This is a genomic window from Mycobacterium sp. C31M, from assembly GCF_053345865.1.
Window position 1 is genome coordinate 1 of the sequence record NZ_JBKFAX010000029.1, and the last position, 23,275, is coordinate 23,275.

Here is a 23,275-nt window from a genome sequence, read left to right on the forward strand (position 1 = left end):
CGTCGAAACCCCCTGGGACTCGATCTTCGCCGCTCTGGAAGCCAACCGCTTCGACATCGTCGCCAACCAGGTCACCATCAACCCCGAACGCCAGGCCAAGTACGACCTGTCCCAGCCCTACACCGTCGGGGAAGGTGTCATCGTCACGCGCGCGAACGACGATTCCATCAAGACCCTGGCCGATATTCGCGGTAAGACCGCCGCCGAGAACGCCACCAGCAACTGGTCGCAAGTCGCCCGGGATGCCGGCGCCCGGGTCGAGGCCGTCGAAGGCTTCACCCAGGCCATCACCCTGCTCAACCAGGGCCGGGTCGACGTCGTCATCAACGACAGCATCGCGGTGTACGCCTACCTGGCCGAGACCGGGGACAAGAGCGTCAAGATCGCCGGCACCGTCGGGGAGAAGAGTGAGCAGGGCTTTGCCGCACGCAAGGACAGCGGGTATCTCCCCGAACTCGACCGCGCGCTCAGTGAGTTACGCGCCGACGGCACGCTGGCCGAGATCTCGCAGAAATACCTCAAAGCCGATGCGACCGGTGCCCCCGCGACGACTCCGATCCGGGAGGCCGGGGTGCTGCGGGTGGGCACCGAGGGCACCTACGCGCCGTTCAGCTTCCACGATCCGGCGACCGGCGAACTCACCGGTTATGACGTCGACGTCGCCCGGGCCGTCGGCGAGAAGCTGGGTGTACCGGTCGAATTCGTCGAAACCCCCTGGGACTCGATCTTCGCCGCTCTGGAAGCCAACCGCTTCGACATCGTCGCCAACCAGGTCACCATCAACCCCGAACGCCAGGCCAAATACGACCTGTCCCAGCCCTACACCGTCGGCGAGGGTGTCATCGTCACCAGGGCCGACGATGATTCGATCACCTCGCTGGAGGACCTGCGGGGCAAGAACACCGCCCAGTCGATCACCAGCAACTGGGCACAGGTGGCCCGGGACGCCGGCGCGAATGTCGAGGGTGTGGAGGGTTTTGCACAGGCCATCACCCTGCTCAACCAGGGCCGGGTGGATGCCACCGTCAACGACAGCGTCGCCGTGTACGCCTACCTCGCCGAGACCGGCGACACCTCGGTGAAGATCGCCGCGCAGACCGGCGAAACCAGCGACCAGGGCTTCGCGGCACGCAAGAACAGCGGCCTGCTGCCCGAACTCGACGGGGCCCTGGATGAACTGCGCGCCGACGGCACGCTCACCGAGATCTCTCAGCGCTACCTGAAGGCCGACGCCACCGGCAGCCCGCAGACCCAGCAGCCGCAGGCCACCGATACCGAAGCCCCGCAGGCTCGTTCGGCCTGGCAGCTGATCCTGGACAACCTGTGGCCGTTGGCCAAGGCCGCGTTGACGATGACGATCCCGTTGACCATCATCAGCTTCGCCGTCGGCCTGGTGCTCGCACTGGGCGTGGCGCTGGCCCGGCTGTCCTCGAATGTGGTGCTCAGCAACGTGGCCCGCTTCTACATCTCGATCATCCGGGGCACCCCGCTGCTGGTGCAGTTGTTCATCGTGTTCTACGCCCTGCCGGAGTTCGGGGTGAAGATCGACCCGTTCCCGGCCGCGGTGATCGCGTTCAGTCTCAACGTCGGCGGGTATGCCGCCGAGATCATCCGGTCGGCCATCCTGAGCGTCCCGAAGGGGCAGTGGGAGGCCGCCGAGACCATCGGCTACAACTACACCGGCGCGCTGCGGCGGATCATCCTGCCACAGGCCACCCGGGTGGCGGTCCCGCCGCTGTCGAACACATTGATATCACTGGTGAAAGACACCTCCCTGGCATCGACGATCCTGGTGACCGAGCTGCTGCGGCAGGCTCAGATCGTGGCGGCGCCGACGTTTGAGTTCTTCGCGCTGTACGGCACGGCGGCGGTGTACTACTGGGTCATCTGCCTGGTGCTGTCGTTCGGCCAGGCCCGGGTGGAACGCCGACTGGAAAGGTATGTGGCGCGATGACCGAAACCGAAAAAACCGCCGACGCCGGAGGCGTCGAATACCGCATCGAGGCCGACGGGGTCGAGAAGGCGTTCGGCGACAACAAGGTGCTCAAGGGGGTGTCCTTCAAGGTCGCCAAGGGCACCGCAACGGCCATCATCGGGCCCTCCGGATCGGGCAAGACCACGCTGCTACGCACGCTCAACGCACTGGACCGCGCCGACGCCGGGGTCATCAGGGTTGACGATGTCGAGATCGACTTCGCCACACCGACACCCAAACCGGAGGTGCGCCGCTTCCAGTCGCGCAGCGGTTTCGTCTTCCAGGGGCACAACCTGTTCCCACACAAAACGGTGCTGCAGAACGTCATCGAGGGTCCCGTCATCGTGCAGAAGCGACCCCGCGACGAGGTTGTCGCCGAAGCGGTCACGCTACTGGAGCAGGTCGGTCTGGGCGCCAAGGCCGACCAGTATCCGTTCCAACTATCGGGCGGTCAGCAGCAGCGGGTGGGTATCGCCCGCGCGCTGGCCCTGCGGCCGAAGGTGGTGCTGTTCGACGAACCGACCTCGGCGCTGGACCCGGAACTCGTCGGCGAGGTGCTCTCGGTGATCAAGGATCTGGCCGACGAAGGCTGGACGCTGGTCATCGTGACCCACGAGATCCAGTTCGCCAAACAGGTTTCCAATCAGGTGCTGTTCACCGATCATGGCATCATCCTGGAGCAGGGCAGCCCCGACGAAGTGATCGGCGACCCCAAGCAGGAGCGCACCCGGCAGTTCCTCAACCGGATTCTGAACCCGCTGTAGCGGCCCAGGCCGTCAGCGCCCGCAGATGACCGAGCATCTCCTCATCGGTGTGTGCAGCGGGATCCTCCAGGTGCAGACGGGCCAGTTCCTCGATGGCCACCAACAGGATTCGCACCCGGGCATCGTCAGGCTGCGCGCCGAGGTGCCGCGCCGCGACCCGGCGTGCATAGGCCCGGCCGACCTCCATCCGTTGTAGTGATCCGCCAACTGGCCGGCGCCGCATGTAAGTGGGCCAGGATGCCGCGGCCGATGGCGTCGACGTCGATGACGCTCAGCCATGCCGGAACGCCAACTTACAAGTTGTTAGTTGAACAAGAGGTCAAACCATCCTGACCACCGGTGAGCGTCCCTTGGCGGCCCGCTCGGCGGCACGCAGCAGGTCATCGCGGAAACCCGGATGCGCGATCGCGGCCAGCGCCTCGCCCCGCTGCCGGACCGTCAGACCCTCCAGCTCGGCGGTGCCGTACTCGGTGACGATGACGTCGACATGATGGCGCGGGGTGGTGATGACCGCGCCGGCACCGAACCACGGCACGATCCGCGATTGCAGCCGGCCGTCCTTCTCGTAGGTCGACGGCAGGCAGATCAGCGAGCGGTCCGACAGTTCCAGCCCGGCCCCGGCCACAAAGTCCTCGGCACCGCCGATACCGCTGAACTGTCCGCCGTTGATGGTGTCGGCGACGACCTGCCCCTGGATGTCGATGGCCAGCGCGCCGTTGATGGTCACCATCCGGTGGTTGTCGGCGATCACCTCGGGCGAGTTGACGATCTCCACCGGCAGGAACGCGATATCGCGGTTCTCGTCGAGCCAGGAGTACAGCTCCGCGGAGCCGAAGGCGAACGTCGTCACACTCACGCCGTCGTACTGGCCCTTGTGCGCGTTGGCGATCTTGCCCGCGCGGTGCAGCTTCATGCAGCCATCGGTGAACATCTCGCTGTGCAGGCCGTACTCGCCACCGTCCCCTTCGGCCAGCAGCGTGGCGATCTGGTTGGGTATCGAGCCGATCCCGGTCTGCAGGGTCACCCCGGATGGCATATAGGCCACCGCGTGCTCGGCGATCGCGCGGTCGATGTCCGACGGCGGGGTATCACCGCCGGGTAGTGCCAGCGGTTCGGCATCGGAGCGGATCAGGATGTCGATCTCGTCGGCATGCAGCGCATGCCGGTGATCTCCCAGTCCGTAGGTCCGGGGGAACTTCTCGGATGCCTCGACGATCAGCAGCCGGTCGGGGTCGGCTGCGGCACTGCGCAATTCGTCGATGGTGCCACCGGCGTGCAGGGACAGCGAGCACCAACCGTCGGCATCCGGGGCAGCGGCCACCGTCGCCATCACCCGGGGCGCCTGCCGCTTCAGCAGCGGGCCGAAACGCCGAAAATCGGCCGGGGTGAACTCGATATCGGCGCCGCTGTCGCGCAGCGCGCGGTCCAGCGGACCGAAGAACCCGGACAGGTAGTGCACACCCGGCCGGTTGAACAGTTCGGTGAACACGGCCAGCAGGGCCCCGTAGACGCGCAGATCGGTCCAGTCGTCCCGTTCCCCCAGTGCTTGCAGGAACGACGGCGGTTGACCCGGCCCCAGCGGGATCCCGAGGGTATCGGTGGCCTGCAGGCGCGCGGCGGCCTGCTCGGCGGTGAGCTCGGTCGACATCTGCCCGACGCTACCTGCCCCGTGAGAAGGTGTCCGTCATGTCACGCCATGAAGCAGACGTCCTGATCGTCGGCGCCGGCCTGTCGGGCCTGATCGCGGCCCGCACGGTGCTGGCGGCCGGGCTCACCCCGCTGATCCTGGAGGCCGATACCCGGGTGGGCGGGCGCATCCTCACCGAGGAGCTGGCCGGTCTGCCGATGGAACTCGGCGCGCAGTGGATCGGCGATACGCACCACCGGATGTTCGCGCTGGCAGCCGAACTCGGCGTCGACACCTACCTGCAGTACGACGAGGGCGAGACGACCTACGAGCTGGCCGGCACCGGAGTGCTGCGCGGCAACGACTTTCACGACCGCTTCGCCGACGAACTGTCGGAACTGGAAAAGGTCCTGCGCCGCCTCGACGAGCTGGCGGCCGAGGTGTCGCCCGCAACTCCGTGGACCGCGCCACACGCCGCCGAATGGGATGCCGTCACCGCGGGCGCCTGGTACGACGCGCAGGGTCTGTCCCCGGTGGCCCGCACCCTGCTGGAAATCTGCACCGTCGGAATTCTGGCGGTGCCGACGGTCGAGGTCTCCTTCCTGCACCTGCTGTTCACGATCCAGACCTGCGGGGTGACCGCCGAACTGTTCGCCGAGTCCGAGGGCGGCGCGCAGACCACCCGGTTCGTCGGCGGCACCGCCGAGATCCCCAACCGGCTGGCGGCAATGCTCACCGAGCATCTGGTGTTCGACGCCCCGGTACAGCTGATCGAGCACGGCCCCGATTCGGTGAGGGTGCACTGCCGCGGCGGCCGCACCGCCCACGGCAGGCGGGTGATCGTGGCGCTGTCACCGATGCTGGCCGGGCGCCTCATGTACGACCCACCACTGTCCGGATACCGCGACCAGCTGACCCAGCGGATGCCCAACTCGGCGGCGATGAAGGCGTTCTTCGTCTACGACGAACCCTTCTGGCGCGCCGACGGTCTCAACGGCCAGCTCATCTCCGATATCGGACCGGCCCGGATGTCGAACGACACCTGCATCCAGGGCGACGATCACGGCGTCATCCTGCTGTTCCTGGAGGGCGAACAGGCCCGCACCCACGGTCAGTGGACCGAGCAGGCCCGCCGCGCGGCGCTGACGGCCGAACTGGTACGACATTTCGGCGATCGAGCAGCCGAGCCGCTGCACTACATCGACGGTGAGTGGGGCAACCGGCAGTGGACCCGCGGCTGTTACAACGCCAACTGCGGTCCGCTGGTGTGGACCACCTACGGCCCTGCGCTGGCCGAGCCGATCGGCCCGATCCACTGGGCATCCACCGATACCGCGACCGAATGGAGTGCCTATATGGAGGGCGCGGTCGAGGCGGGTGAGCGGGCCGCCCGCGAGGTCATCGAAGGACTCGCCTAAACGGACACCGGCAGCCTCGCCAGACCACGCAGGGTGACGTTGGGCTTGTACTCGGGTTCGGCGGCCAGCTTGGCGTGCGGGAATCGCGCGGTGAGCTTGGTCAGACACACCCGGGCCTCCAGCCGCGCCAGCGGTGCCCCCAGGCAGAAGTGCGGCCCGAGTCCGAAGGACAGGTGCCGGGTGGTCTCGCGGGACAGCCGGAACTCGTCGGGATCGTCGTACATCGCGGGATCGCGCTGGGCGGCGGCGAGCAGCAGCAGCATGGTGTCGCCCCGGGGCACGGTCAGGTCACCAACCTGCATATCCGCGCCCGCGATCCGCATCACCAGCTGCACCGGCGGATCGAAGCGCAGGGCCTCCTCGACAATCGCCGGTGCCAGCTCGGGATCGGCGGCCAGCGCGGCCCAGTGCCGCGGTGTACGCAGCATCTCCTGGGCGGCGTTGGCGATCAGGTTGACCGTCGTCTCGTGCCCGGCGATCAGCAGCAGGTTGCAGGTGGCGACAATCTCCTCGGCGGTCAGCTGATCGCCGTCCTCCTCCGCGGCGATCAGTGCCGAGATCATGTCCTCACGCGGATCGGCCCGGCGCACCTCGACCAGATCGCCCAGGTATTCACGCAGCCAGGCGCCGGCGTCCAGGCGGGCCTGGGCATCCGGATCGGGTGCCCCGGTGATCGACATGATCGGGTCCAGTGACTGAGCGACCAGGCCTGCGGCCCAGCTGAATTTCGGCTCGTCTTCGACCGGCACGCCGAGCATCCGGCAGATGACCGCGACCGGCAGCGGGTAGGCCAGGTCGGCGATCAGGTCCGCGTTGCCGCGTTCGGCGATGGCGTCGAGCAGCCGGTCGACCAACGTGTCGACCTCCGGCTCCAGTGCCCGCACCACCCGGGGCGCGAAGGCCTGCTGGGCCAGCTTGCGCAGCCGGGTGTGATCGGGCGGATCCAGGAACAGGAAACCCGGTGTGTTGCCCCGCGGGGGCATCGCGCCGGAGGACAGAAGGTTCTGCACCACAGAGGATTTCATGCTGTCACTGCACGAGTCCGGGTGCCGAAGCACCTCATCGCAGTCGGCGAACGAGGACAGCACCACCATGTTCGTCCCGGGCATCACCAGCGGCCCGTGCGCGCGGATCTGGGCGAACAACGGATATGGGTCGGCACGGGTGGCCGGGTCGAGCATCTGGACCAGCAGCAGCTGCGGATCCGAAGTCTGCGTCATGCCCTTATTGTGCACACGTCTAAGAAGGCCGCAGGTCACCCACCGTAGTAGCGGCCCAGAACCTCGGCGCGCAGGTCGTCGAACTCCCCGGCCGGAATGGACTCGCGGATCCGGTCGACCAGCCGGATGGTGAACCACTCGTTGTGGATGGTGCACAGCGTCGAGGCCAACATCTCCTTGGCCTTGAACAGATGATGGATGTAGGCGCGGGTGTAATGCGCACAGGTGTAGCAGCCACATTCGGCGTCGATCGGGGTGAAGTCCCGCTTGTAGCGGGCTCCGGTGATGTTGTAACGACCATTCACCGAGTACACCGCCGCGTTGCGCGCCACCCGCGACGGGGACACGCAGTCGAAGGTGTCCGCGCCGGCGGCGACGGCGGCGAACAGGTCGTCGGGTTCGCTGATCCCGAGCAGGTGCCGAGGCTTGTCATCGGGCAGCTCACTGGTCACCCATTCGACGATGGTGGCCAGGTTCTGCTTCTCCAGCGCGCCGCCGATGCCGTACCCGTCGAAGCCGCGGCCGTCCTCGTCGACGATCGACACCAGGCCGCGGGTGGCCTGCCGGCGCAGGTCCTCGTACTGCGCACCCTGCACCACCCCGAACAACGCCTGATACGGCCGATCGGCCCGGACCTCGGTGAGCCGACGGTGCTCGGCCAGGCACCGCACCGCCCACTCATGTGTGCGGGCCACCGACTGTTCCTGGTAGCTGCGGGTGTTGACCAGGGTGGTCAGCTCGTCGAAGGCGAAGATGATGTCGGCGCCCAGCTGATGCTGGATCCCGATGGAGACCTCGGGGGTGAACCGGTGCGTCGACCCGTCCAGATGGGAACGGAACGTCACCCCGTCATCGTCGACGTGGGCCAGCCGCTCCTTGCCCTCGGCGATGATGTCGTCGGCCTGCACCCGGGTGGCATCCATCGACAGCACCTTCTTGAACCCCACCCCGAGCGAGAGCACCTGGAAGCCCCCACTGTCGGTATAGGTGGGGCCGGGCCAGTTCATGAAAGCGCCCAACCCGCCCGCCTCGTCGACGACGTCCGGGCCGGGCTGCAGATAGAGATGGTAGGCGTTGGCCAGAACCGCCTGGGCACCAATCTCTTTCATGGTTTCCGGCAGCACCGCTTTGACGGTGGCCTGGGTACCGACGGCGATGAACGCCGGGGTCTGGATATCCCCGTGCGGGGTATGGATGGTGCCGACCCGTCCGCGACGTCCGGACAGTTCGGCCTGCACTTCGAAGAACACCCCGACATTCAACCAAGCCGGTGCCATGGGTCCCGCCCCGCCGCTAGATTCACTGCCATGAGGATTGTCGCGCTGGTCCTAGTCGCCGCAGGTGTGTGCGCCGCGTGTTCGTCCGAGCCGTCCGCGGCTCCGGTACCCGAGGGCGGGCTGGCCGCAGGCACCGCGCACATCACCATCGACGGCCGTGACGGCGGCACCACCCATCAGGTGCGTTGCGCGTCGCGCGGTTTCTCCACCGATATCAGCACCGGTGACGAGGCCTCCGGGGTGAGCGCCCTGGTCTCGGGCGGCGACGAGCTGACCGCCCAGTCGGTGACGATCCGCGACCTGGCCGGTTTCACCGGCAACTACAACGCCGGCCTGGGTGAACCGGATGCCGAGGTCAGCATGGTCGGCCCGACGTTCGTCATCATCGGCACCGCGACCGGGTTCCGCACCGACGCCGCCAGCTTCACCACCGACGGCAAGTTCACCCTGAAGGTCGCCTGCTGATCTGGCGCAGGCTGCCAAGATTTTCGCTCAATCTGTTTCCAATGTCCGAATCGCGCACCATACTGCTCAAGGATCATCGGGCGATCTTGATTGATCGCACTACAGATTGGGGAACTGTTGTGAAGCGTGGGTTCGTAGTCGCCATCGGCGGCGCAGCGCTCGTCATCGCCGGATTGTCCGGTTGCTCCTCTGACGACAAATCATCATCGGCCACCTCGGAGACGAGCGCCGCCGCCACTTCAGCGGAGGAGACCACCACCGCCGAAGCCACCGAATCGCCCACGGCCGCGGCGGGCTCGGGCACCACCAAGGTGACCATCGACGGGCAGGACAAGCCGGTCGAGGGCAGCGTGGTGTGTGCGGCCATGGGCGGCAACATGAACATCGCGATCGGTGAGGCCATGACCGGCATCGCCGCCGTCGTCAGCGAGGACGGCAGCACCGTCACCTCGGTGGGCCTGGGCAACGTCGACGGTGTCACGCTGGCCTTCGCCCAGGGCGCCGGTGGCGAGGCCACCGCGACCAAGGACGGCAACACCTACACCATCACCGGCACCGCCACCGGTGTCGATATGGCCAACCCGATGACCCCGGTGAACAAGCCGTTCGAACTCGTGGTCACCTGCCCCTGATCGGGGGCTTCTCGATACGACGGCGGCGTCCCGATGGGGCGCCGCCGTTGGCATTTCTTCCCGCGAGTGACCGTGTCTGTACGGCGACACGCCGCACCTCGCGACAGTTCGGGGTCGCTTGAGATGAGCGTGTATCAGACGCCGGTGTAGCCGGCCGCCGACTGGCGCAGCTGCCAGATCTGGGCGGGGCAGAGCTCGTTGATCGCCTGGTTGATCAGATACCCGGCCTGGTAGTAGTCGGTGGTGCGGAAATCGACCTTGAGCTGGTTGACCAGCTCGGCATAGGGCATCTTGGCCGCGACCCGGTCGCAGACGGTGTTGCCGTAACCGATGGCGGCATCGGCGTTCGGGAAGTTGTAGCCCGGCCGGACATGCACATTCACCAGATAGGCGACGACGTCGGCGGAGGCCTGTGGTGCTGTCGTGGTCGCCAGACCGCTCATACCCGCAGCCATACCGGCCGCCAACACCAGTGCGTGCATCGCCTTCATGGGGTCTGACTCTAATCGGATCGGCAGTGGTTGGGCAGATTTCGCCCGCAGCGGTTGCTCGAACGCTACGGTCCTGCCTACAGGGGGGATCACATGCTCGTCAGCCGCTTCCGGGTGTTAGCCACGACGGCAGGTGCGGTGCTGTTGACCGTCGGGCTGGTGCTCGGTGTGGGTACCGGCATCTCGGCGGTGCGGTCGGCGGTCGCGCTGGTCAACACCGTCATCGGCATCGGCGGCAGCAGCGACCCGCTCTCGGAACGCTTGCCGAACAAGCTCAGCCACGGTGTCGTCCCGCTGGGCGACACCTATATCGGCACCGAGTATCCGGCCTCTCTGAACCTGGACCGCAGTGTGCGCATCGGGATGCCGGTGTTGCACCAACACCTGGTCACGACTTCCGGGAAGGTCCTCGTCGCGGGGTACTCGCTGGGAGCGCTGCTGGTCGAACAACTCAAGCGTGATGTCGCGGCGGCGGAGAATCCGCCGTCACCGGACGATCTGAGCTTCCTGCAGATCGCCACCCCGTTTGTCCCCAACGGCGGAATCTTCGCGCGCTTCCCCGGTATCGCCATCCCGGACGTCGTCTCCCCGATGGGGCCCGGACGGCCCACGCAGTACGACACCACCTACATCGTCAACGAATACGACCTGTGGGGTGACTTCCCCGCCTATTTCAATCCGGTGTCGATCCTGAACGCTGTGCTCGGCCACGAATACGCGCATATCGACACCTATTACGACCCGGTCGACATCAACGACGAGGCCAACCACGTCAAAGTGGTGACCAACACCGCGGGCGGCGTCGACACCTACATCCTGGTGCCCAACAAACGCCTACCGCTGCTCGGGCCGCTGCGCGATATCGCCTACCACCTGGGGATCTCGGCCGGCGCCGAACGGCTGCTCAGTGCGATCGAACCGCTGCTGCGGGTGATCGTCGACATGGGCTACACCGACCGCCTGAACCTCAATCCCGAACGGCGCACCCCGTTCTCGTTGTTCACCCCGCCGCACAAGATCGCCGAGGCGCTGCGGGCGGTGCCCGACGCGATCGGCGAGGGACTGCACAACCTGGTCCACGGGCCGCCCGAGCCCGCTCCTGTTCCCGGTCCTGCTGCGGCTGCGACCTCGGAGACGCCGGTCGCCGCACGTACCGATACCTCCGAACCGGAACCCGAGTCCGACGCGGAAACCGAGGCGGAAGCGGAACCCGAAACCGACGACGAACCTGCGATCACCGTCCGGAAGAAGCCGCGCACCGTGCCGACGGTCCGCAGTCCGCGCTCGGCGCGCACCGCCGAGGCGCCCAAGCGCCCGCGTCAGGCAGACCGGGACGCCGGCGCCGACGCGGCCTGACGGCGCTGCCGTCGTTTCAACCGCACCAGCAGCACCCGCCGGTGCATCTCGAAGGACAGCGACAGCGGATCACGCCACCCCGCCGGCTTGCGCACCTTGTCTCTCATGGTGATTCCAGGGTGACATACCACGCCCGTGAACCTCGAACCAGCGAAACAAACTGGCGATGAACAGCTTTCGATGTTTCGGCTAACCGGGCTCGACGGCCTGGCTGCGCGGGTCGATGAGCACCTTGGCATGTGCCTCGGGATCGCCGAGCGCCCGGAAGGCGGCGTCCACCCCGTCGAGGCCGACCGTCCCGGTCACCAGCGCGGAGGCGTCGACCTTGCCCTCGGCCAGCAGATGCAGGGTGTCGCGGAATTCCAGCGGGGTGTAGGCGAAGACGAAGCGCAGGTCGATCTCCTTGGCGTTGGCCGTCGTCGGCCGGATCTTGTCATCACCCATGCAGACGCCGGCCACCACAACCCGCGTCTGCACCGGCACCGCGCTGATGATGCCGTCGAGCATGCCGGGCACACCCACACACTCAAAGACCACCGGCCGCTTCGGGCCGGCCGCGCCCAGTTTGTCGGCGACCCGGTACAGGTGCTCCCAGCCAGGCACCTTGCGCAGCTTCTCCATGGACCCGACACCGAGTTCGTACAGTTCCGGCGCGGCGGTGATGAAACCCCGCTTGTCGGCGAACCGCTCGTACGGCGAGTCGACGGCCGGGTCCACCACGACGTGCGCACCACACCTGGCCGCCAACGCGCGACGGCCCGGCGAGAAGTCGCTGGCGATGATGGTGCCGACCTTCATCGCCTTGAGATGGCAGATGATGGCCAGCCCGACCGGACCGCAGCCGATGACCACCGCGGTATCGCGCCGGCCGATCTCGCTGCGCCGCACGGCATGCAGCGCAACCGCCATCGGTTCGGTGAGCGCGGCGATGTCGACGTCGAGGCCGTTGGGCACCACGAAGCTCAGCGAGGCCTCGGCGAGCACCTGCTCGGCGTAACCGCCAGGTGCCAGCGGGGACAGCCCGGTCAGGTGGACCCCGCCGGCGGTGCGCAGCAGCGGGAAGGACACCACGGTGGTGCCGGGCTTGAATTCCTTGCCGACCCCTCGACCTTTTTCTGCGACCTCTCCGCAGAATTCGTGGCCCAGGACCGTCGGGGTGTCACCCCGCATGAAGTCCGGATAGCCGACCGCGTCCATCACCTCGGTCAGCTCATCGGCATGGTCCTTGGCGTGCATATCGGACCCGCAGATACCGCATCGGCGCACGTCGAGCAGCAACTGCCCGGCCGCGGGCCGCGGCGCGGGCAGGTCGACCACGGACAGTTCGCCGGACACACAACTGACAGCCTTCATCGGTATTTCCCTTCGTCAGTATCCGAGTATGGCTGTCGTCCAAAACCGCCCGCAGGGATGTCACCGGTGTCAATATTCGACAGGTTTCCAATCACTATTCGACAGGTTTCCAATCACATGGTCAGGGGCTTCGATGGAACGGCTTTCGGTATGGGTGAGTGCCGGCCTGTTGTCGGCAGGCGTGTCGGCGGCGGTGCTGACCGGTGCGGGTGTCGCGGTCGCCGACGACGACACCGGCGCGGCCCCGTCATCGAGCCCGTCCGATGCCAAACCCGACACCAAACCCGACACCAAACCCGAGCCGTCGGCCGAGACCGAGCCCGAGCCGTCGGCCGAGACCGAATCGGAGGCTGAACCCGATCCCGAGCCCGACGACGAACCCGAGTCGGAGACCGAGCCCGCGGACGACGCCGAGGACTACAGCGCCGAGGAGCCCGCGTCCGAGACACCGAAAAAGAAGAAGCGTTCGGCACCCATCACGGTGTCGCTCGCCGTAGCCGAACCCGATGCCGACCCCGCGCCGGTCACCGAGTTCACCGCCCCTGCGGTCACCGAAACCAGCACCGAGACCGCCCCGTCCGCCCCGCTGATCACCGCCGCCAAGACCGCACCCGAAGCGGCTACCGAGGCACGCGTCGCCGCGGCGCCTGCGGTGTCGATGGCGGTCGCCGTCGAGCAACCCGCCGTCGAGCAGGCCTCCGCACCGCGGGTCCCGAACCTGATGCGCTGGTTGCAGGGGGTGGCTGACAACGTCGTCAAGGGTGTCGGGTCGCTGGTCATCAACACCATCCAGGCGCTGGAAGCGCTGTTCACCGGGCCGCCTGCGGTGCCCGCCAGCTATCCCGTCACGGTGCGGACCTCGAACATCCTGCTGGCCAATGGCCAACGGGTCCAGGCGAACTGGTACTTCCCCGATGTGCCTGCCGGGGAGCCCGCCCCGGACCGGCTGATCCTGCTGCAGCACGGGTTCTTTGCCCTGGGACCGATGTACAGCCACACCGCGGCCGAGCTGGCGGTCAGCACCAACAGCATCGTCGTAACCCCGACCCTGTCGTCGAACTTCTTCGCCCGAGACGATGCCTGGATCAACGGTGAGGGCATGTGGGCCAACATCGCCGAGCTGTTCGCCGGGGACCGCGCCGCGCTCAACGACAGTGCTCGCGCGGCCGGTTATGCCGGCACCCTGCCGCAGAAGTACGGACTGGCCGGGCATTCCGCGGGCGGTCAACTGGTGGCGGGGGTGGCCGGCTATCTGGTCGACAACGGTGCCGTCGAGGATCTGGTCGGCGTGATCACGCTGGACGGGGTGCCGACCGGTTCGGTCATGTCGGTGGCGCTGACCAAGCTGCAGGCCTATCAGGACGCCTCCGGCCGCTACATCCCGGTCCGCGAGATCGGCGCGCCGAGCAATTCGTTCAACTTCATCAGCAATGTGAAGGAGTCGTTGAACGCGGCGCGGCCGGGCCGGTTCAACGGTGTGGTGCTCCGCGGCGGTGTGCACATGGATTCGATGCGTGGCGGCAACCCGCTGATCCAGTTCCTCGCCACCGCACTGGCCGGCTTCCCACAGCCGCAGAACCCGCCCGCGGTGTGGCAACTGAGCGCGCAATGGTTCAACGACTGGTTCATCGGCGACACCGACAACGGTGACGATCTGGTGCCCGGGTCGACGATCACCATCACCACGCCCAACGGGACCGCCACAGGGGTGGTGATCGGGCCGGTGGCAGCCATCACAATGTCGGCGTGAGAGCATCGACAACCCCGGCCGGACGAGCGAATTGCCTGTGACGGGGCTTCTAATCCAAGCCCCTATCAGGTGGGAGGCTGGCTCGGCGGCGACAAGCTCGATCATCGATTCCGATGTCGATCGGATTGGGCAACTGCGGCGCACAAAAATTATATCCTGAATCACTCAGCGTTGGTTAGCTTTTGGGATACCACGCGCCCTTCGGCGACTTGGCTGCGGCTGCCCTTGAGCGGCTTTGCTTCGAAAGGACCGTTTTCATGGTTGACGTTGCGGCTGACGTTCACGATTTGCGCGAGTACGTGGACGCGCTGTCCCTGCTGGGTGATCTTCGGTTGATCGACCATGAGGTAGATCCGGTGCTTGAGGTTGGCGCAACCATCCGGTTGTCTTGCGAGCGTCGCACCCCGGCGCCTTTCTTCACGCACGTGACTGGAACCGATGCGTTAGGTTGTCGGATACTGGGAGCCCCCGGTGCGCTCAGCGCCGCCGCTGGTAAACCTTATGCTCGCGTGGCACTTTCGGTGGGTTTGCGTGCTGACGCCGGTCCTCGGCAGATCTTGGAGCACCTTGCCGCTGCTACGAATCTGCCACCGATAGAGCCGGTCGTCGTGGACGCCGGCGCCTGCCAGCAGAATATTCTGCTGGGCGATCAAGCCACCCTGGCCGGCTTTCCGAAACCGCTGCTGCACGAACGCGACGGGGGCCCTTACGTCAACACTTGGGGCACTATCGTCGCGCGCACTCCGGACAGGCAGTTCACAAGTTGGTCGATCAGCCGGATCATGTACCTCGACGACACCCATATGACTGGCCTGGTTGCGCCGGGTCAGCACATTCACGCGGTGTGGAGCCAGTGGGAGCAGCTCGGCGAGCCGATGCCGTTCGCGCTGGTGCAGGGAGGCCACCCTGCAATTCCCTTCGTGTCGGGAATGCCGCTGCCCAACCACGTCGAGGAGGTCGGCTACCTCGGTGCCCTACTCGGTAGGCCGATCCAGTTGGTGCGCTGCCAGACCAATGACCTGCGCGTCCCAGCGGAAGCCGAAATAGTCATCGAAGGTCATCTGTCGATCAGCCGCGACGCTGCCGAAGGCCCGATGGGCGAGTATGCCGGTTACCAGCCGTCGGAGACCAGCAGGCAACCGACGTACACGATCGAGGCCATCACCCACCGCGACAATCCGATATGGCCGGCTGTCGTGGAAGGCGAACCGGTCGACGAGTACCACACGGTGACCGGCATCTCCGGGTCCGCCGATTGCCTGGGCGCGTTGCAGGCTGCAGGGCTGCCCGTCACCACCGTGTGGGCGCCGCCGGAACTCGCGATGCACGTTGTGATCGTTACCGTTGACACGAACTGGCGGGCCGACTTGCCAGACGTGAGTTCAGAGGAGTTGTGTCGGCGTATCTTCGAGGTGATTCGCACAAGGCGCTTCTCCAATTACATTCCCCGGTTCTTCATCCTCGACGACGACATCGACGCTACCGATCCGGCCGAACTGGGATGGGCGCTGGCTACTCGTGTCCATCCCACCGCACGCCAATTCATCGATTCCGATGTGATCGCACCGCTGATCGCCTGCTACACGGACGAGGAGCGTCATCGGGGACATGCAGCGCGTGTCATCCACGACGCATTGCAGCCAGCACCTGAGAAGCGTTGGAGAAGAAGCAGTTTCGCTCGAATCTACCCCGATGACGTTCGCCGGCGCGTGTTGGCCGCGTGGCCCGACTAGCGCAGGGTCGTCATGAAACGTCTAATCATCGCTATGACGGGCGCTACCGGTGCGCCTGTGGGTGTGCGATTGTTGCAGGCTCTTCGCGAGATTCCTGATGTCGAGGTGCACTTGATCCTCAGTAGGTGGGCACGTCCGACGATCGAACTCGAAACCGCTTACACCGTCGGTGACGTCCGAGCACTAGCCGACGTTGTGTATGCGCCGGGAGACCAGGCCGCTGCCATTTCGTCGGGTTCGTTCCGCACCGACGGGATGGTGATCGTCCCGTGCAGCATGAAGACGCTGGCTGGGATTCGTATCGGTTACGCCGATGGACTGATCGGGCGGGCAGCAGACGTCGTTTTGAAGGAGAGGCGGCGGTTGGTCCTGGTCACACGGGAGACCCCGTTATCAGAGATTCATCTCGACAACATGCTGGTGCTGGCGCGGATGGGCGCCGTAATCCTTCCGCCGATGCCAGCGTTCTACAACCGGCCGGAGACCGTTGACGACATCATCGACCACATCAGCGTTCGGGTACTCGACCAGTTCGGTCTTGATCAGAGCCCTGCACGACGCTGGGAGGGGATGCCGACACTGTCGTCTGCTGCGGAGGGATCTGGTCGGGCTGTAGGTTAGCCATGGTCAATTGACCTCTGCAACAGCAGTTTCGATCAGCGTGGTGACTGCTTCGGGGTGGCTGATCAAACTCAGATGGGAACCACCTTCGAGTGTGGTGATTGTCGCCCCCGCCCGCTGTGCCATGAATTGCTTGGACACCGGCGTGATGATTCGATCTCCTGTGCTGATGAATGCCCATGACGGAATGGTTTGCCAGGCCGCGGCGGTGTTGGGGGTGGTCACCGCTGCGGTAGACGTGGCCCGTTGGGTGGCCCACAAGTGGCTGGCTTGGGGCGCGGGGAGGTCGTTCGCGAAGCTGTTGACGAAAACCTCTCTTTTCAAAAGCAGGTCTAGCGCGCCGGCCGGTGCATTCGGATAGGGGATCGCGTCGAACAGCTCACTTTCCGGAAGTTGCGCCAGGATGGATTCGTCGCCGTTAAGTGCACTGGCAGATTCACCCGGTTCGGGCAGGAAGGCGTCGATGAAGACCAACGCTTTGACGTTGGGAGCGCTACCGGCGGCCTCGGAGATCACCGATCCGCCATAGGAGTGGCCGACGAGCACGACGGGTCCATCGATGGTGTGCAGGAATGATGCGATGCTGCCGGCGTCGGTTGTCAGGCTGCGCAATGGATTGGCGGCTGCACGCGCGTGAATCCCTTTCGCTTCAAGGGCGGCGATCTCGGCGTCCCAGCTCGAAGTGTCCGCCCACGCGCCGTGCACCATCACGACGGTGAGCGCGCCCGGAGGGGATGCGTGCAACGGCGTTGCGCCGGAGACGGAAGTTATTGCGGCGGCGGCGATCACTGCGCTCGCCCAGCGGATGAATCCGTTCGACATCGTGCTTGTGCTCCCATACCAGTTTGCGGACACCGCGTTCGTCACGGCAAAGAGAAACACAGGGGATACCTCTCCACCCATCTCCTTGAGGCTGATGTGTCTGCGCTCATGGGCATCTCAACACGTCGTTGGGGCACGTCGGGAGTGAGTGGTTCACGCCGAAGCGGTTCGGGCGATTTAAAAGGGCAAACGGGCTATATGCCATTCTTGTTCTCGAGGTGCTATAGCGGAATCATCCTCGTCTGTTGCCGTTTCCGGCACGACTACCATCGGACAGTCGTAGGACCACTAGCTTTCTGTTTCATGGGCGAGCGGTGCACGGCTGATCAGTTGAGGACCTTGTTCCTGTTCGAGCGACTTTCTGAATCCCAGCTCGCTTTTCTGTGCGACATGGGGTCGATCGAGTCGTTCCCGCCCGGTCACTTGATTAAAGAGGGCGAACCGGCCACCCACTTGTACGTCATGCTCGATGGCGAGCTGGTGATGTCTGCTCGTATGGGCGGCATCGAAGTCGAAACGCATCGGACCTCTCAGCGAGGAGTTTACTGTGGCGCGTGGGCGGCTTACGTTCCCGATGCTTCGCAGACTCACCAGGTATCGATCCGCCTGCTTCGCAGTTCGCGGTTTTTCGTGCTGGCAGCTGATCGGTTCGCCACGTTCATGCAGGAGGAGTTCGCCATGGCGGTGCACTTACTGGGGGGTCATACCCTCGGCACGTTGAGACATCAGCAGCTCCTTGGTCAGCGTGCCAGATTGCTGGCGCTAGGGACGATTACCGCCGGGCTCACCCACCACTTGAACAACCCTGCGGCGGCCATCCTGCGTGCGGCAGGGGACCTACGTTGTGTGGTGGGCAAGCTGCGACACACGTTGTCTCGGCTCGCCCAAGCCCAGCTTGCCGGCGACGCCGTGCGAACGCTCGTCGATGCTCAGGACGAAGCCATTAGGCGAGTTGGATCAATGAAAGACAAGGGCCCCGGTGGGCTCGAAGCCGCCGACCGGGAAGAACGCATTGGCGACTGGCTCTGCAGACACGGGATCGACAAAGGATGGGATTACGCACCGACGTTCGTGGAGGCCGCCCTTGATGACGGTTGGTTGCAACGATTGCCGTCCGGCGTCCTGGAGCCCCTCGCGATCGAATGGCTGAAGGAATCCGTTGACGCCGAGCTACGGATCCGGGAGATCGTCGGGGCCGGCACTCGGATGTCGACCCTGCTCACCGCGGCCAAGCAGTACTCCCAGATGGATAGCGGCGCCTACCAGAGCGTGGATATCCACGAGCTGCTCCGCAGCACTTTGCGGATGTTCGACGGTAGGGTGGGCGGGCACAGCGGAGTGGAACTCGTCACCGACTGGGACCCGCGCGTTCCGGAGATCGGATGCTATCCAGGGGATCTCAACCAGGTCTGGACCAACATTATCGACAACGCGCTAGAGGCTATGCGCGGAACGGGCCGTCTGACCGTCCGCACAGAGTATCTCCAAGATGCGATGGTCGGCGTCGAGTTCTCTGACAGTGGACCCGGGATTAACGACGATGTTATCGACCACATCTTCACGCCGTTTTTCACCACCAAACCGGTCGGAGAAGGTAGCGGGCTTGGCCGCGATCTGGCGTGGCGTTTGATCGATCGTCACGGTGGCAGTGTGTCGGCGACATCCCAGCCAGGCGAAACCCGATTCACTGTGCGTCTGCCAGTGCAGGCTCCAGTCCGCGAAGGGTAGACCTGAGTCACTCTGTGTCGGCAGTCTCAACGGCGATGAACTCAAGTTGGATGTTGTCCGGGTCGCGGAACACGACAGTCGAATACACGATCGGATCGGTTTCGTCGACCACGCCGCTATGTGGCACGCCGAGTCCGTCAAGCCACGTCGCCCACTGTTCGAGCGCGACACGCCCGGCCACCGAAAAGGAGACGTGATCCAGGCCGGTTAATGATTCGTCGAACTTCTCACCGGTGTTGGCGGTGTTGCTGTGCAACCCAAACATCAGGCCCGATCGCGGCTCCACCAACAGCACGGCGTAACCGGTTTCTTCACATCCGTTATGCGGAATCGTGACACCAATCCGCGCGGCCTGGAACACGCGTTCGTACCAGCGGATGCTTTCTGCAAGGTCGGTGACAGTCAGAGAGATGTGGTGGACACCGCCTAGCTGCGGTGGATTGTTATCGGTCAAGGTGCACTCCCTTCGGTACGCCGAGCCCACCAGATACCGGCTGGCTGTGGTGACGCATTCCTGCTGGATCGCTGCCCACATCGCGTTCATTCCGGATCCAGTGGTCGTCAACACGCCCCCCCTAGCGTCACCGGCATTGAACCCGACCTAGTTGGAGGTGCGACGGTCATGCTCGCGGCGCGAATTCACGAATTCAACCAGCCATTACAGATTGACGACATCCCGGTGCCAGAAGCCGGCCCCAACCAGGTACTGCTCAAGGTCGCTGCGACGGGAATGTGCCGCAGTGACTATCAGCTGCTGGACGGCTACTTCCGACAAGGGCTGCCCGTGAAGCTGCCATTCACTCCTGGCCATGAAGTCTGCGGCCATATCACCGCTTTGGGCTCCGAGGTCCCAGCCGAGTCCGGTCTCTCCGAAGGGGACCTTGTCGTAGTCGATCCGAACTGGGGCGACGGCACCTGCCGACAGTGCCACGAAGGCAACGAACAACTCTGCCAAAACGGCCAGCTCGTGGGCTTCGGCCCCAACGGCGGGTTCGCCGAGTACATGCTGGCGCCCTATGACCACGTCATCTCCGTGGGCGACCAACCCGACGTCACACCCGAGTATCTAGCTCCGTTGACCGACGCGGGGATCACACCGTACCGGGGAATGAAGAAGCTACGACAGGCAGGGAAGCTCGGTGCCGGCCGCGTCGTCGCCGTCAACGGTATCGGCGGACTCGGCAGTTACGGCGTCCAGTACGCCAAGCTCCTCGGCGCTGGCGCTACTGTGCTCGGATTCGCTCGCAGTGACGATAAGCTGGCGGTGGCGATCGAGAACGGCGCCGATCACACCGTCAACGTACGTGCCAAGTCGGTTGAAGCAGTGCAGGACGAACTGGAGCAGCTCACCGGGCAGCGGACGGTTGACGCGATATTGGACTGTGCCGGATCTGCAGAGTCCCTCGGCCTGGCGGCCTCGATTCTCGCTACCGAGGGCGCACTGGCTCAAGTGGGCCTGATGGGGCAGCGAGTCGAACTCCCACTGTTTCCGTTCGTCAGCGGCGAGAAGTCGTATTTCGGCTCGTTTTGGGGCAGCCACAACGATCTCATCGAGGTACTTGCGCTGGCCAGAATGGGGACCATCAAACATCACGTGGTCCCGACGAAGCTCGCTGATGTCAACGACACCCTGGAGGCCCTGGGCCGAGGGAACATCGTCGGCCGAGCTGTCGTCGTCTTCGACTGACCGCTGTGGCACCCGAAGAAAACGGCGCTGCGACACTGAGAGGGATCGACCGCGGCGAACGCTTCCGGATGTGGCGTCGGCCGGCGACCGCCGGCGCGCTCTTCGCCACACTCGACGTGCTGGGCCCCGCTGAGGGGGTAAACGCCGGGAACGCGTGGAAGGGATTGACTGTCCATCGCTACTGCCAGCCGATGCAGCTTCCCAGCGCCGAGTTCGGGCCGCTGTCAGTCGGATTCGTGGCGCAAACCCAGGATTCAGCTGCCGCTATAGGTGGACGGCAACTACGTGACCGTGCTGCGTATATCATCACCGCAGGAAGATCGAGCCTCGATTTCGAGATCACAGCAGCCTCGACGCACCACCCGGTTCTTTACTGCGCGTTGCAACTCGATCCGAAGCTCGTCACGTCAACCTCCTCGAAGATGTACCCGCTCAGCGTCGCGGGACCGGCGTCTCGAACCTGCGCCGGGCCGGTGCCTTCGACGCTGGACGACGAATTGACCCACACCGCGACCGCGTTCCTGGAATCACTGTCGCACAGCTGCGATCGCCGGGTCCTAGCCCCGATTCTCATGCAAGAATTGGTATTTCGACTACTGCGGCGTGAACAGCGAACCCGATTGATGTATCTCGCCGCTGATGAGCTCAAGCGTGAACCCGTTGCCGCGGCGTTGAGCCACATCGCTGATCACTTGGCCGACCCGTTGCCTGTCGAAGCATTGGCAATGCACGTCAGTCTCAGTTCATCGGCGTTTTCGCGTTTGTTCCGCGAGGCCACCGGGCTACCCCCGCACCGGTACATCAAGGATTGCCGGCTCGACCGGGCCAAGGAACTTCTCGACGACCGCAAGCTCGGTGTGTCCAGCGTCGCGGCAGCGGTGGGATATTCGAGCGTTTCGCACTTCATCAAGGAGTTCCGGGGACGGTTTGGCCATACACCGGGCCAGTACGCCACCCAGGCCGTCCGGGGTGAGCCGTCACTCAACGCGGCTATACAGTGATCGTCAACTAAGTGTCTGTACGTTCGCAGCATGCCCGCTGTCCACCATCGCTACGCGGTCGTCGACGGACGGCGGTTGTTCTACCGGGAAGCTGGGCCCGTAGGAGCCCCCATTCTTGTTCTGCTTCACGGTTTTCCGTCCAGCTCGTCGATGTTTCGCAACGTCCTTCCTCTATTGGCCGACCGGTGGCGCTTGATCGCTCCAGACCATCTCGGGTTCGGACTTTCCGACGCGCCGCCGGTAGCCGATTTCGGCTACACCTTCGATGCACTGACCGACCTAACCGCCGGCCTTCTGCGGTTACTGGGCGTGCACCGTTACGCGATGTACGTTCACGATTACGGCGCACCGATCGGCTGGCGACTTGCACTGCGCGACCCGGCGTCGATCGCGGCGATCATCACCCAGAGCGGTAACGCCTACCAGGAAGGGTTTCAGCCTGGCTTCTTCAGGGTGGTCTGGGAATACTGGGCCCACCAGAATCTGCACACCGAAACAGCTGTCCGCCAGGCGCTGACTCTCGAGATGACAGAATGGCAATATCTTTCCGGGGTCGAAGACGAAACGTTGGTCGATCCGACGACCTGGCATGCCGACTACGCGAGACTATCTCGGCCAGGCAACGATCTCATCCAGCTGGCGTTGTTTCGGGACTACGCCACCAATCCGCCGCTGTACTCCGCGGTGCACGAGTACTTCCGCATGTCGCAAGTCCCGCTTCTGGCCGTATGGGGGCGCGACGATCCGATCTTCGGTCCACACGGCGCTGCCGCGTTCAAGGTCGACCTGCCGAACTCCGAGATTCACCTCATCGACGGCGGCCACTTCCTCTTGGAGACCGCTCTCGATGAGACGCTGCCGTTGATACGTGCGTTCCTGACTGCCAATCTCTGACTGGCCAGCTCCGGGTGGTGGGGCGGAGGAATTGCCGAAGGTAGCCGCTGATTTCCTCGCCGTGAGTCTCAAGTGCGAAATGGCCGGCATTGAGCAGATGGAATTCCCCTTCGGGAAGGTCGCGTCGAAATGCCTCTGCCCCAGCGACACCGAAGATTTCACCGTTACGGCCCCAGGTGACGAGCAGGGGGCTGGTAACTTCGGAAGGACTCCTGGAGGGCATCGCCGACCGACCGAATCCGACATGGTCGGGTGCCACGAGGTGGTATGAGTCCGCCAGCGAGGCCAGCAGGGAGCGAACATGTGTGATCTCGATGGAAAACCGTGCAGCAGAAAGATCGTCGGGTTGGAGAGGTCACCCGCCTCGCGGTAGAAGAGGTCGATTCCGTCGAGTGAAGCGGTGTGATAGCGGACAACGCTCATAGTGTGCTCCTCGGTTGGACACTGGCTAAGAAGCTACC

22 protein-coding genes are annotated in these 23,275 nt (G+C 64.9%); 13 read left to right on the forward strand and 9 right to left on the reverse strand.

The window, feature by feature from the left end:
• The first annotated feature begins 55 nt into the window (after nucleotides 1-55).
• The gene (locus ACLBYA_RS29965; RefSeq protein ID WP_447713176.1) at nucleotides 56-1,954 is read left to right on the forward strand and encodes an ABC transporter permease subunit; all 1,899 of its coding nucleotides are present in this window, start codon (nucleotides 56-58) and stop codon (nucleotides 1,952-1,954) included.
• Complete coding sequence (locus ACLBYA_RS29970) at nucleotides 1,951-2,739, forward strand: amino acid ABC transporter ATP-binding protein (RefSeq protein WP_447713117.1); 789 nt, start codon at nucleotides 1,951-1,953, stop codon at nucleotides 2,737-2,739. Before ACLBYA_RS29965 ends, ACLBYA_RS29970 begins: the two co-directional genes overlap by 4 nt.
• Here the strand turns inward: ACLBYA_RS29970 and ACLBYA_RS29975 are convergent.
• Together ACLBYA_RS29975 and ACLBYA_RS29980 are read right to left on the reverse strand one after the other, a co-directional pair.
• Entirely contained in the window at nucleotides 2,714-2,926 is a 213-nt protein-coding gene (locus ACLBYA_RS29975) for a hypothetical protein (RefSeq protein ID WP_447713118.1), read from the reverse strand. The genes ACLBYA_RS29970 and ACLBYA_RS29975 overlap by 26 nt on opposite strands.
• Before the next feature lie 132 nt (nucleotides 2,927-3,058).
• The gene (locus ACLBYA_RS29980) at nucleotides 3,059-4,387 is read right to left on the reverse strand and encodes an acetyl-CoA hydrolase/transferase family protein (protein WP_447713119.1); all 1,329 of its coding nucleotides are present in this window, start codon (nucleotides 4,385-4,387) and stop codon (nucleotides 3,059-3,061) included.
• 38 nt (nucleotides 4,388-4,425) lie between these two features.
• On the opposite strand from ACLBYA_RS29980, the gene ACLBYA_RS29985 reads away from it, so the two are divergent.
• A complete protein-coding gene (locus ACLBYA_RS29985; RefSeq protein ID WP_447713120.1) occupies nucleotides 4,426-5,784 on the forward strand; it encodes a flavin monoamine oxidase family protein in 1,359 nt (452 codons plus the stop codon).
• Here the strand turns inward: ACLBYA_RS29985 and ACLBYA_RS29990 are convergent.
• The gene (locus tag ACLBYA_RS29990) at nucleotides 5,781-7,004 is read right to left on the reverse strand and encodes a cytochrome P450 (protein WP_447713121.1); all 1,224 of its coding nucleotides are present in this window, start codon (nucleotides 7,002-7,004) and stop codon (nucleotides 5,781-5,783) included. The two genes, ACLBYA_RS29985 and ACLBYA_RS29990, sit on opposite strands and share 4 nt — an antisense overlap.
• Nucleotides 7,005-7,039: 35 nt before the next feature.
• Nucleotides 7,040-8,281: a tRNA guanosine(34) transglycosylase Tgt gene (gene tgt, locus ACLBYA_RS29995; RefSeq protein WP_447713122.1), complete on the reverse strand. Its 1,242-nt coding sequence runs from the start codon at nucleotides 8,279-8,281 to the stop codon at nucleotides 7,040-7,042.
• 30 nt (nucleotides 8,282-8,311) lie between these two features.
• Here tgt and ACLBYA_RS30000 point away from each other — a divergent pair, with 30 nt between their 5' ends.
• Both ACLBYA_RS30000 and ACLBYA_RS30005 read left to right on the forward strand, forming a co-directional pair.
• Nucleotides 8,312-8,746, forward strand: a complete 435-nt coding sequence (locus ACLBYA_RS30000; protein ID WP_447713123.1) for a lipoprotein LpqH — start codon at nucleotides 8,312-8,314, stop codon at nucleotides 8,744-8,746.
• A 119-nt stretch (nucleotides 8,747-8,865) separates the two neighbouring features.
• A complete protein-coding gene (locus ACLBYA_RS30005) occupies nucleotides 8,866-9,378 on the forward strand; it encodes a lipoprotein LpqH (RefSeq protein WP_447713124.1) in 513 nt (170 codons plus the stop codon).
• 134 nt (nucleotides 9,379-9,512) lie between these two features.
• Here the strand turns inward: ACLBYA_RS30005 and ACLBYA_RS30010 are convergent, their stop codons facing one another.
• Nucleotides 9,513-9,869 carry a DUF732 domain-containing protein gene (locus ACLBYA_RS30010; RefSeq protein WP_447713125.1) on the reverse strand — a complete coding sequence of 119 codons (357 nt, stop codon included), beginning with the start codon at nucleotides 9,867-9,869 and terminating at the stop codon, nucleotides 9,513-9,515.
• Nucleotides 9,870-9,962: 93 nt separating this feature from the next.
• Here ACLBYA_RS30010 and ACLBYA_RS30015 point away from each other — a divergent pair, with 93 nt between their 5' ends.
• Complete coding sequence (locus ACLBYA_RS30015) at nucleotides 9,963-11,225, forward strand: PE-PPE domain-containing protein (protein ID WP_447713126.1); 1,263 nt, start codon at nucleotides 9,963-9,965, stop codon at nucleotides 11,223-11,225.
• Here ACLBYA_RS30015 and ACLBYA_RS30020 read toward each other — a convergent pair.
• Both ACLBYA_RS30020 and ACLBYA_RS30025 read right to left on the reverse strand, forming a co-directional pair.
• On the reverse strand, nucleotides 11,189-11,332 hold the full coding sequence (locus tag ACLBYA_RS30020; RefSeq protein ID WP_447713127.1) for a hypothetical protein: 144 nt from the start codon (nucleotides 11,330-11,332) through the stop codon (nucleotides 11,189-11,191). The genes ACLBYA_RS30015 and ACLBYA_RS30020 overlap by 37 nt on opposite strands.
• Nucleotides 11,333-11,414: 82 nt before the next feature.
• Nucleotides 11,415-12,578 (reverse strand): zinc-binding dehydrogenase, encoded by a 1,164-nt coding sequence (locus ACLBYA_RS30025; RefSeq protein WP_447713128.1) that lies wholly within the window; start codon nucleotides 12,576-12,578, stop codon nucleotides 11,415-11,417.
• Nucleotides 12,579-12,711: 133 nt separating this feature from the next.
• On the opposite strand from ACLBYA_RS30025, the gene ACLBYA_RS30030 reads away from it, so the two are divergent.
• From ACLBYA_RS30030 to ACLBYA_RS30040, 3 genes are all read left to right on the forward strand, one after another.
• Entirely contained in the window at nucleotides 12,712-14,328 is a 1,617-nt protein-coding gene (locus ACLBYA_RS30030; protein ID WP_447713129.1) for an alpha/beta hydrolase, read from the forward strand.
• Nucleotides 14,329-14,585: 257 nt separating this feature from the next.
• The gene (locus ACLBYA_RS30035; RefSeq protein WP_447713130.1) at nucleotides 14,586-16,061 is read left to right on the forward strand and encodes a UbiD family decarboxylase; all 1,476 of its coding nucleotides are present in this window, start codon (nucleotides 14,586-14,588) and stop codon (nucleotides 16,059-16,061) included.
• 12 nt (nucleotides 16,062-16,073) lie between these two features.
• Nucleotides 16,074-16,682: a non-oxidative hydroxyarylic acid decarboxylases subunit B gene (locus ACLBYA_RS30040; protein WP_447713131.1), complete on the forward strand. Its 609-nt coding sequence runs from the start codon at nucleotides 16,074-16,076 to the stop codon at nucleotides 16,680-16,682.
• A gap of 6 nt (nucleotides 16,683-16,688) precedes the next feature.
• On the opposite strand, the gene ACLBYA_RS30045 is transcribed toward ACLBYA_RS30040, so the two are convergent.
• A complete protein-coding gene (locus ACLBYA_RS30045) occupies nucleotides 16,689-17,564 on the reverse strand; it encodes an alpha/beta hydrolase (RefSeq protein WP_447713132.1) in 876 nt (291 codons plus the stop codon).
• Nucleotides 17,565-17,807: 243 nt separating this feature from the next.
• Here ACLBYA_RS30045 and ACLBYA_RS30050 point away from each other — a divergent pair, with 243 nt between their 5' ends.
• Nucleotides 17,808-19,232, forward strand: a complete 1,425-nt coding sequence (locus ACLBYA_RS30050; protein WP_447713133.1) for an ATP-binding protein — start codon at nucleotides 17,808-17,810, stop codon at nucleotides 19,230-19,232.
• A gap of 7 nt (nucleotides 19,233-19,239) precedes the next feature.
• Here ACLBYA_RS30050 and ACLBYA_RS30055 read toward each other — a convergent pair whose 3' ends face one another.
• Nucleotides 19,240-19,686: a VOC family protein gene (locus ACLBYA_RS30055; RefSeq protein WP_447713134.1), complete on the reverse strand. Its 447-nt coding sequence runs from the start codon at nucleotides 19,684-19,686 to the stop codon at nucleotides 19,240-19,242.
• Nucleotides 19,687-19,854: 168 nt separating this feature from the next.
• On the opposite strand from ACLBYA_RS30055, the gene ACLBYA_RS30060 reads away from it, so the two are divergent.
• From ACLBYA_RS30060 to ACLBYA_RS30070, 3 genes are read left to right on the forward strand one after another with little or no spacing between them, the layout of a single operon-like run.
• A complete protein-coding gene (locus ACLBYA_RS30060) occupies nucleotides 19,855-20,919 on the forward strand; it encodes an NAD(P)-dependent alcohol dehydrogenase (protein ID WP_447713135.1) in 1,065 nt (354 codons plus the stop codon).
• 5 nt (nucleotides 20,920-20,924) lie between these two features.
• A complete protein-coding gene (locus ACLBYA_RS30065; RefSeq protein WP_447713136.1) occupies nucleotides 20,925-21,920 on the forward strand; it encodes a helix-turn-helix domain-containing protein in 996 nt (331 codons plus the stop codon).
• Nucleotides 21,921-21,950: 30 nt separating this feature from the next.
• Nucleotides 21,951-22,814, forward strand: a complete 864-nt coding sequence (locus ACLBYA_RS30070) for an alpha/beta fold hydrolase (RefSeq protein ID WP_447713137.1) — start codon at nucleotides 21,951-21,953, stop codon at nucleotides 22,812-22,814.
• The last annotated feature ends 461 nt before the right edge of the window (nucleotides 22,815-23,275 follow it).

Coding starts and splice junctions, on each gene's coding strand:
- ACLBYA_RS30070 (WP_447713137.1), top strand. CDS start 21,951: ATGCCCGCTGTCCACCATCGCTACGCGGTCGTCGACGGACGGCGGTTG.
- ACLBYA_RS30000 (WP_447713123.1), top strand. CDS start 8,312: ATGAGGATTGTCGCGCTGGTCCTAGTCGCCGCAGGTGTGTGCGCCGCG.
- ACLBYA_RS30020 (WP_447713127.1), bottom strand. CDS start 11,332: ATGAGAGACAAGGTGCGCAAGCCGGCGGGGTGGCGTGATCCGCTGTCG.
- ACLBYA_RS30040 (WP_447713131.1), top strand. CDS start 16,074: ATGAAACGTCTAATCATCGCTATGACGGGCGCTACCGGTGCGCCTGTG.
- ACLBYA_RS29985 (WP_447713120.1), top strand. CDS start 4,426: ATGTCACGCCATGAAGCAGACGTCCTGATCGTCGGCGCCGGCCTGTCG.
- ACLBYA_RS29990 (WP_447713121.1), bottom strand. CDS start 7,004: ATGACGCAGACTTCGGATCCGCAGCTGCTGCTGGTCCAGATGCTCGAC.
- ACLBYA_RS30015 (WP_447713126.1), top strand. CDS start 9,963: ATGCTCGTCAGCCGCTTCCGGGTGTTAGCCACGACGGCAGGTGCGGTG.
- tgt (WP_447713122.1), bottom strand. CDS start 8,281: ATGGCACCGGCTTGGTTGAATGTCGGGGTGTTCTTCGAAGTGCAGGCC.
- ACLBYA_RS30010 (WP_447713125.1), bottom strand. CDS start 9,869: ATGAAGGCGATGCACGCACTGGTGTTGGCGGCCGGTATGGCTGCGGGT.
- ACLBYA_RS30025 (WP_447713128.1), bottom strand. CDS start 12,578: ATGAAGGCTGTCAGTTGTGTGTCCGGCGAACTGTCCGTGGTCGACCTG.
- ACLBYA_RS30035 (WP_447713130.1), top strand. CDS start 14,586: ATGGTTGACGTTGCGGCTGACGTTCACGATTTGCGCGAGTACGTGGAC.
- ACLBYA_RS29970 (WP_447713117.1), top strand. CDS start 1,951: ATGACCGAAACCGAAAAAACCGCCGACGCCGGAGGCGTCGAATACCGC.
- ACLBYA_RS29975 (WP_447713118.1), bottom strand. CDS start 2,926: ATGGAGGTCGGCCGGGCCTATGCACGCCGGGTCGCGGCGCGGCACCTC.
- ACLBYA_RS29980 (WP_447713119.1), bottom strand. CDS start 4,387: ATGTCGACCGAGCTCACCGCCGAGCAGGCCGCCGCGCGCCTGCAGGCC.
- ACLBYA_RS30050 (WP_447713133.1), top strand. CDS start 17,808: ATGGGCGAGCGGTGCACGGCTGATCAGTTGAGGACCTTGTTCCTGTTC.
- ACLBYA_RS30060 (WP_447713135.1), top strand. CDS start 19,855: ATGCTCGCGGCGCGAATTCACGAATTCAACCAGCCATTACAGATTGAC.
- ACLBYA_RS30030 (WP_447713129.1), top strand. CDS start 12,712: ATGGAACGGCTTTCGGTATGGGTGAGTGCCGGCCTGTTGTCGGCAGGC.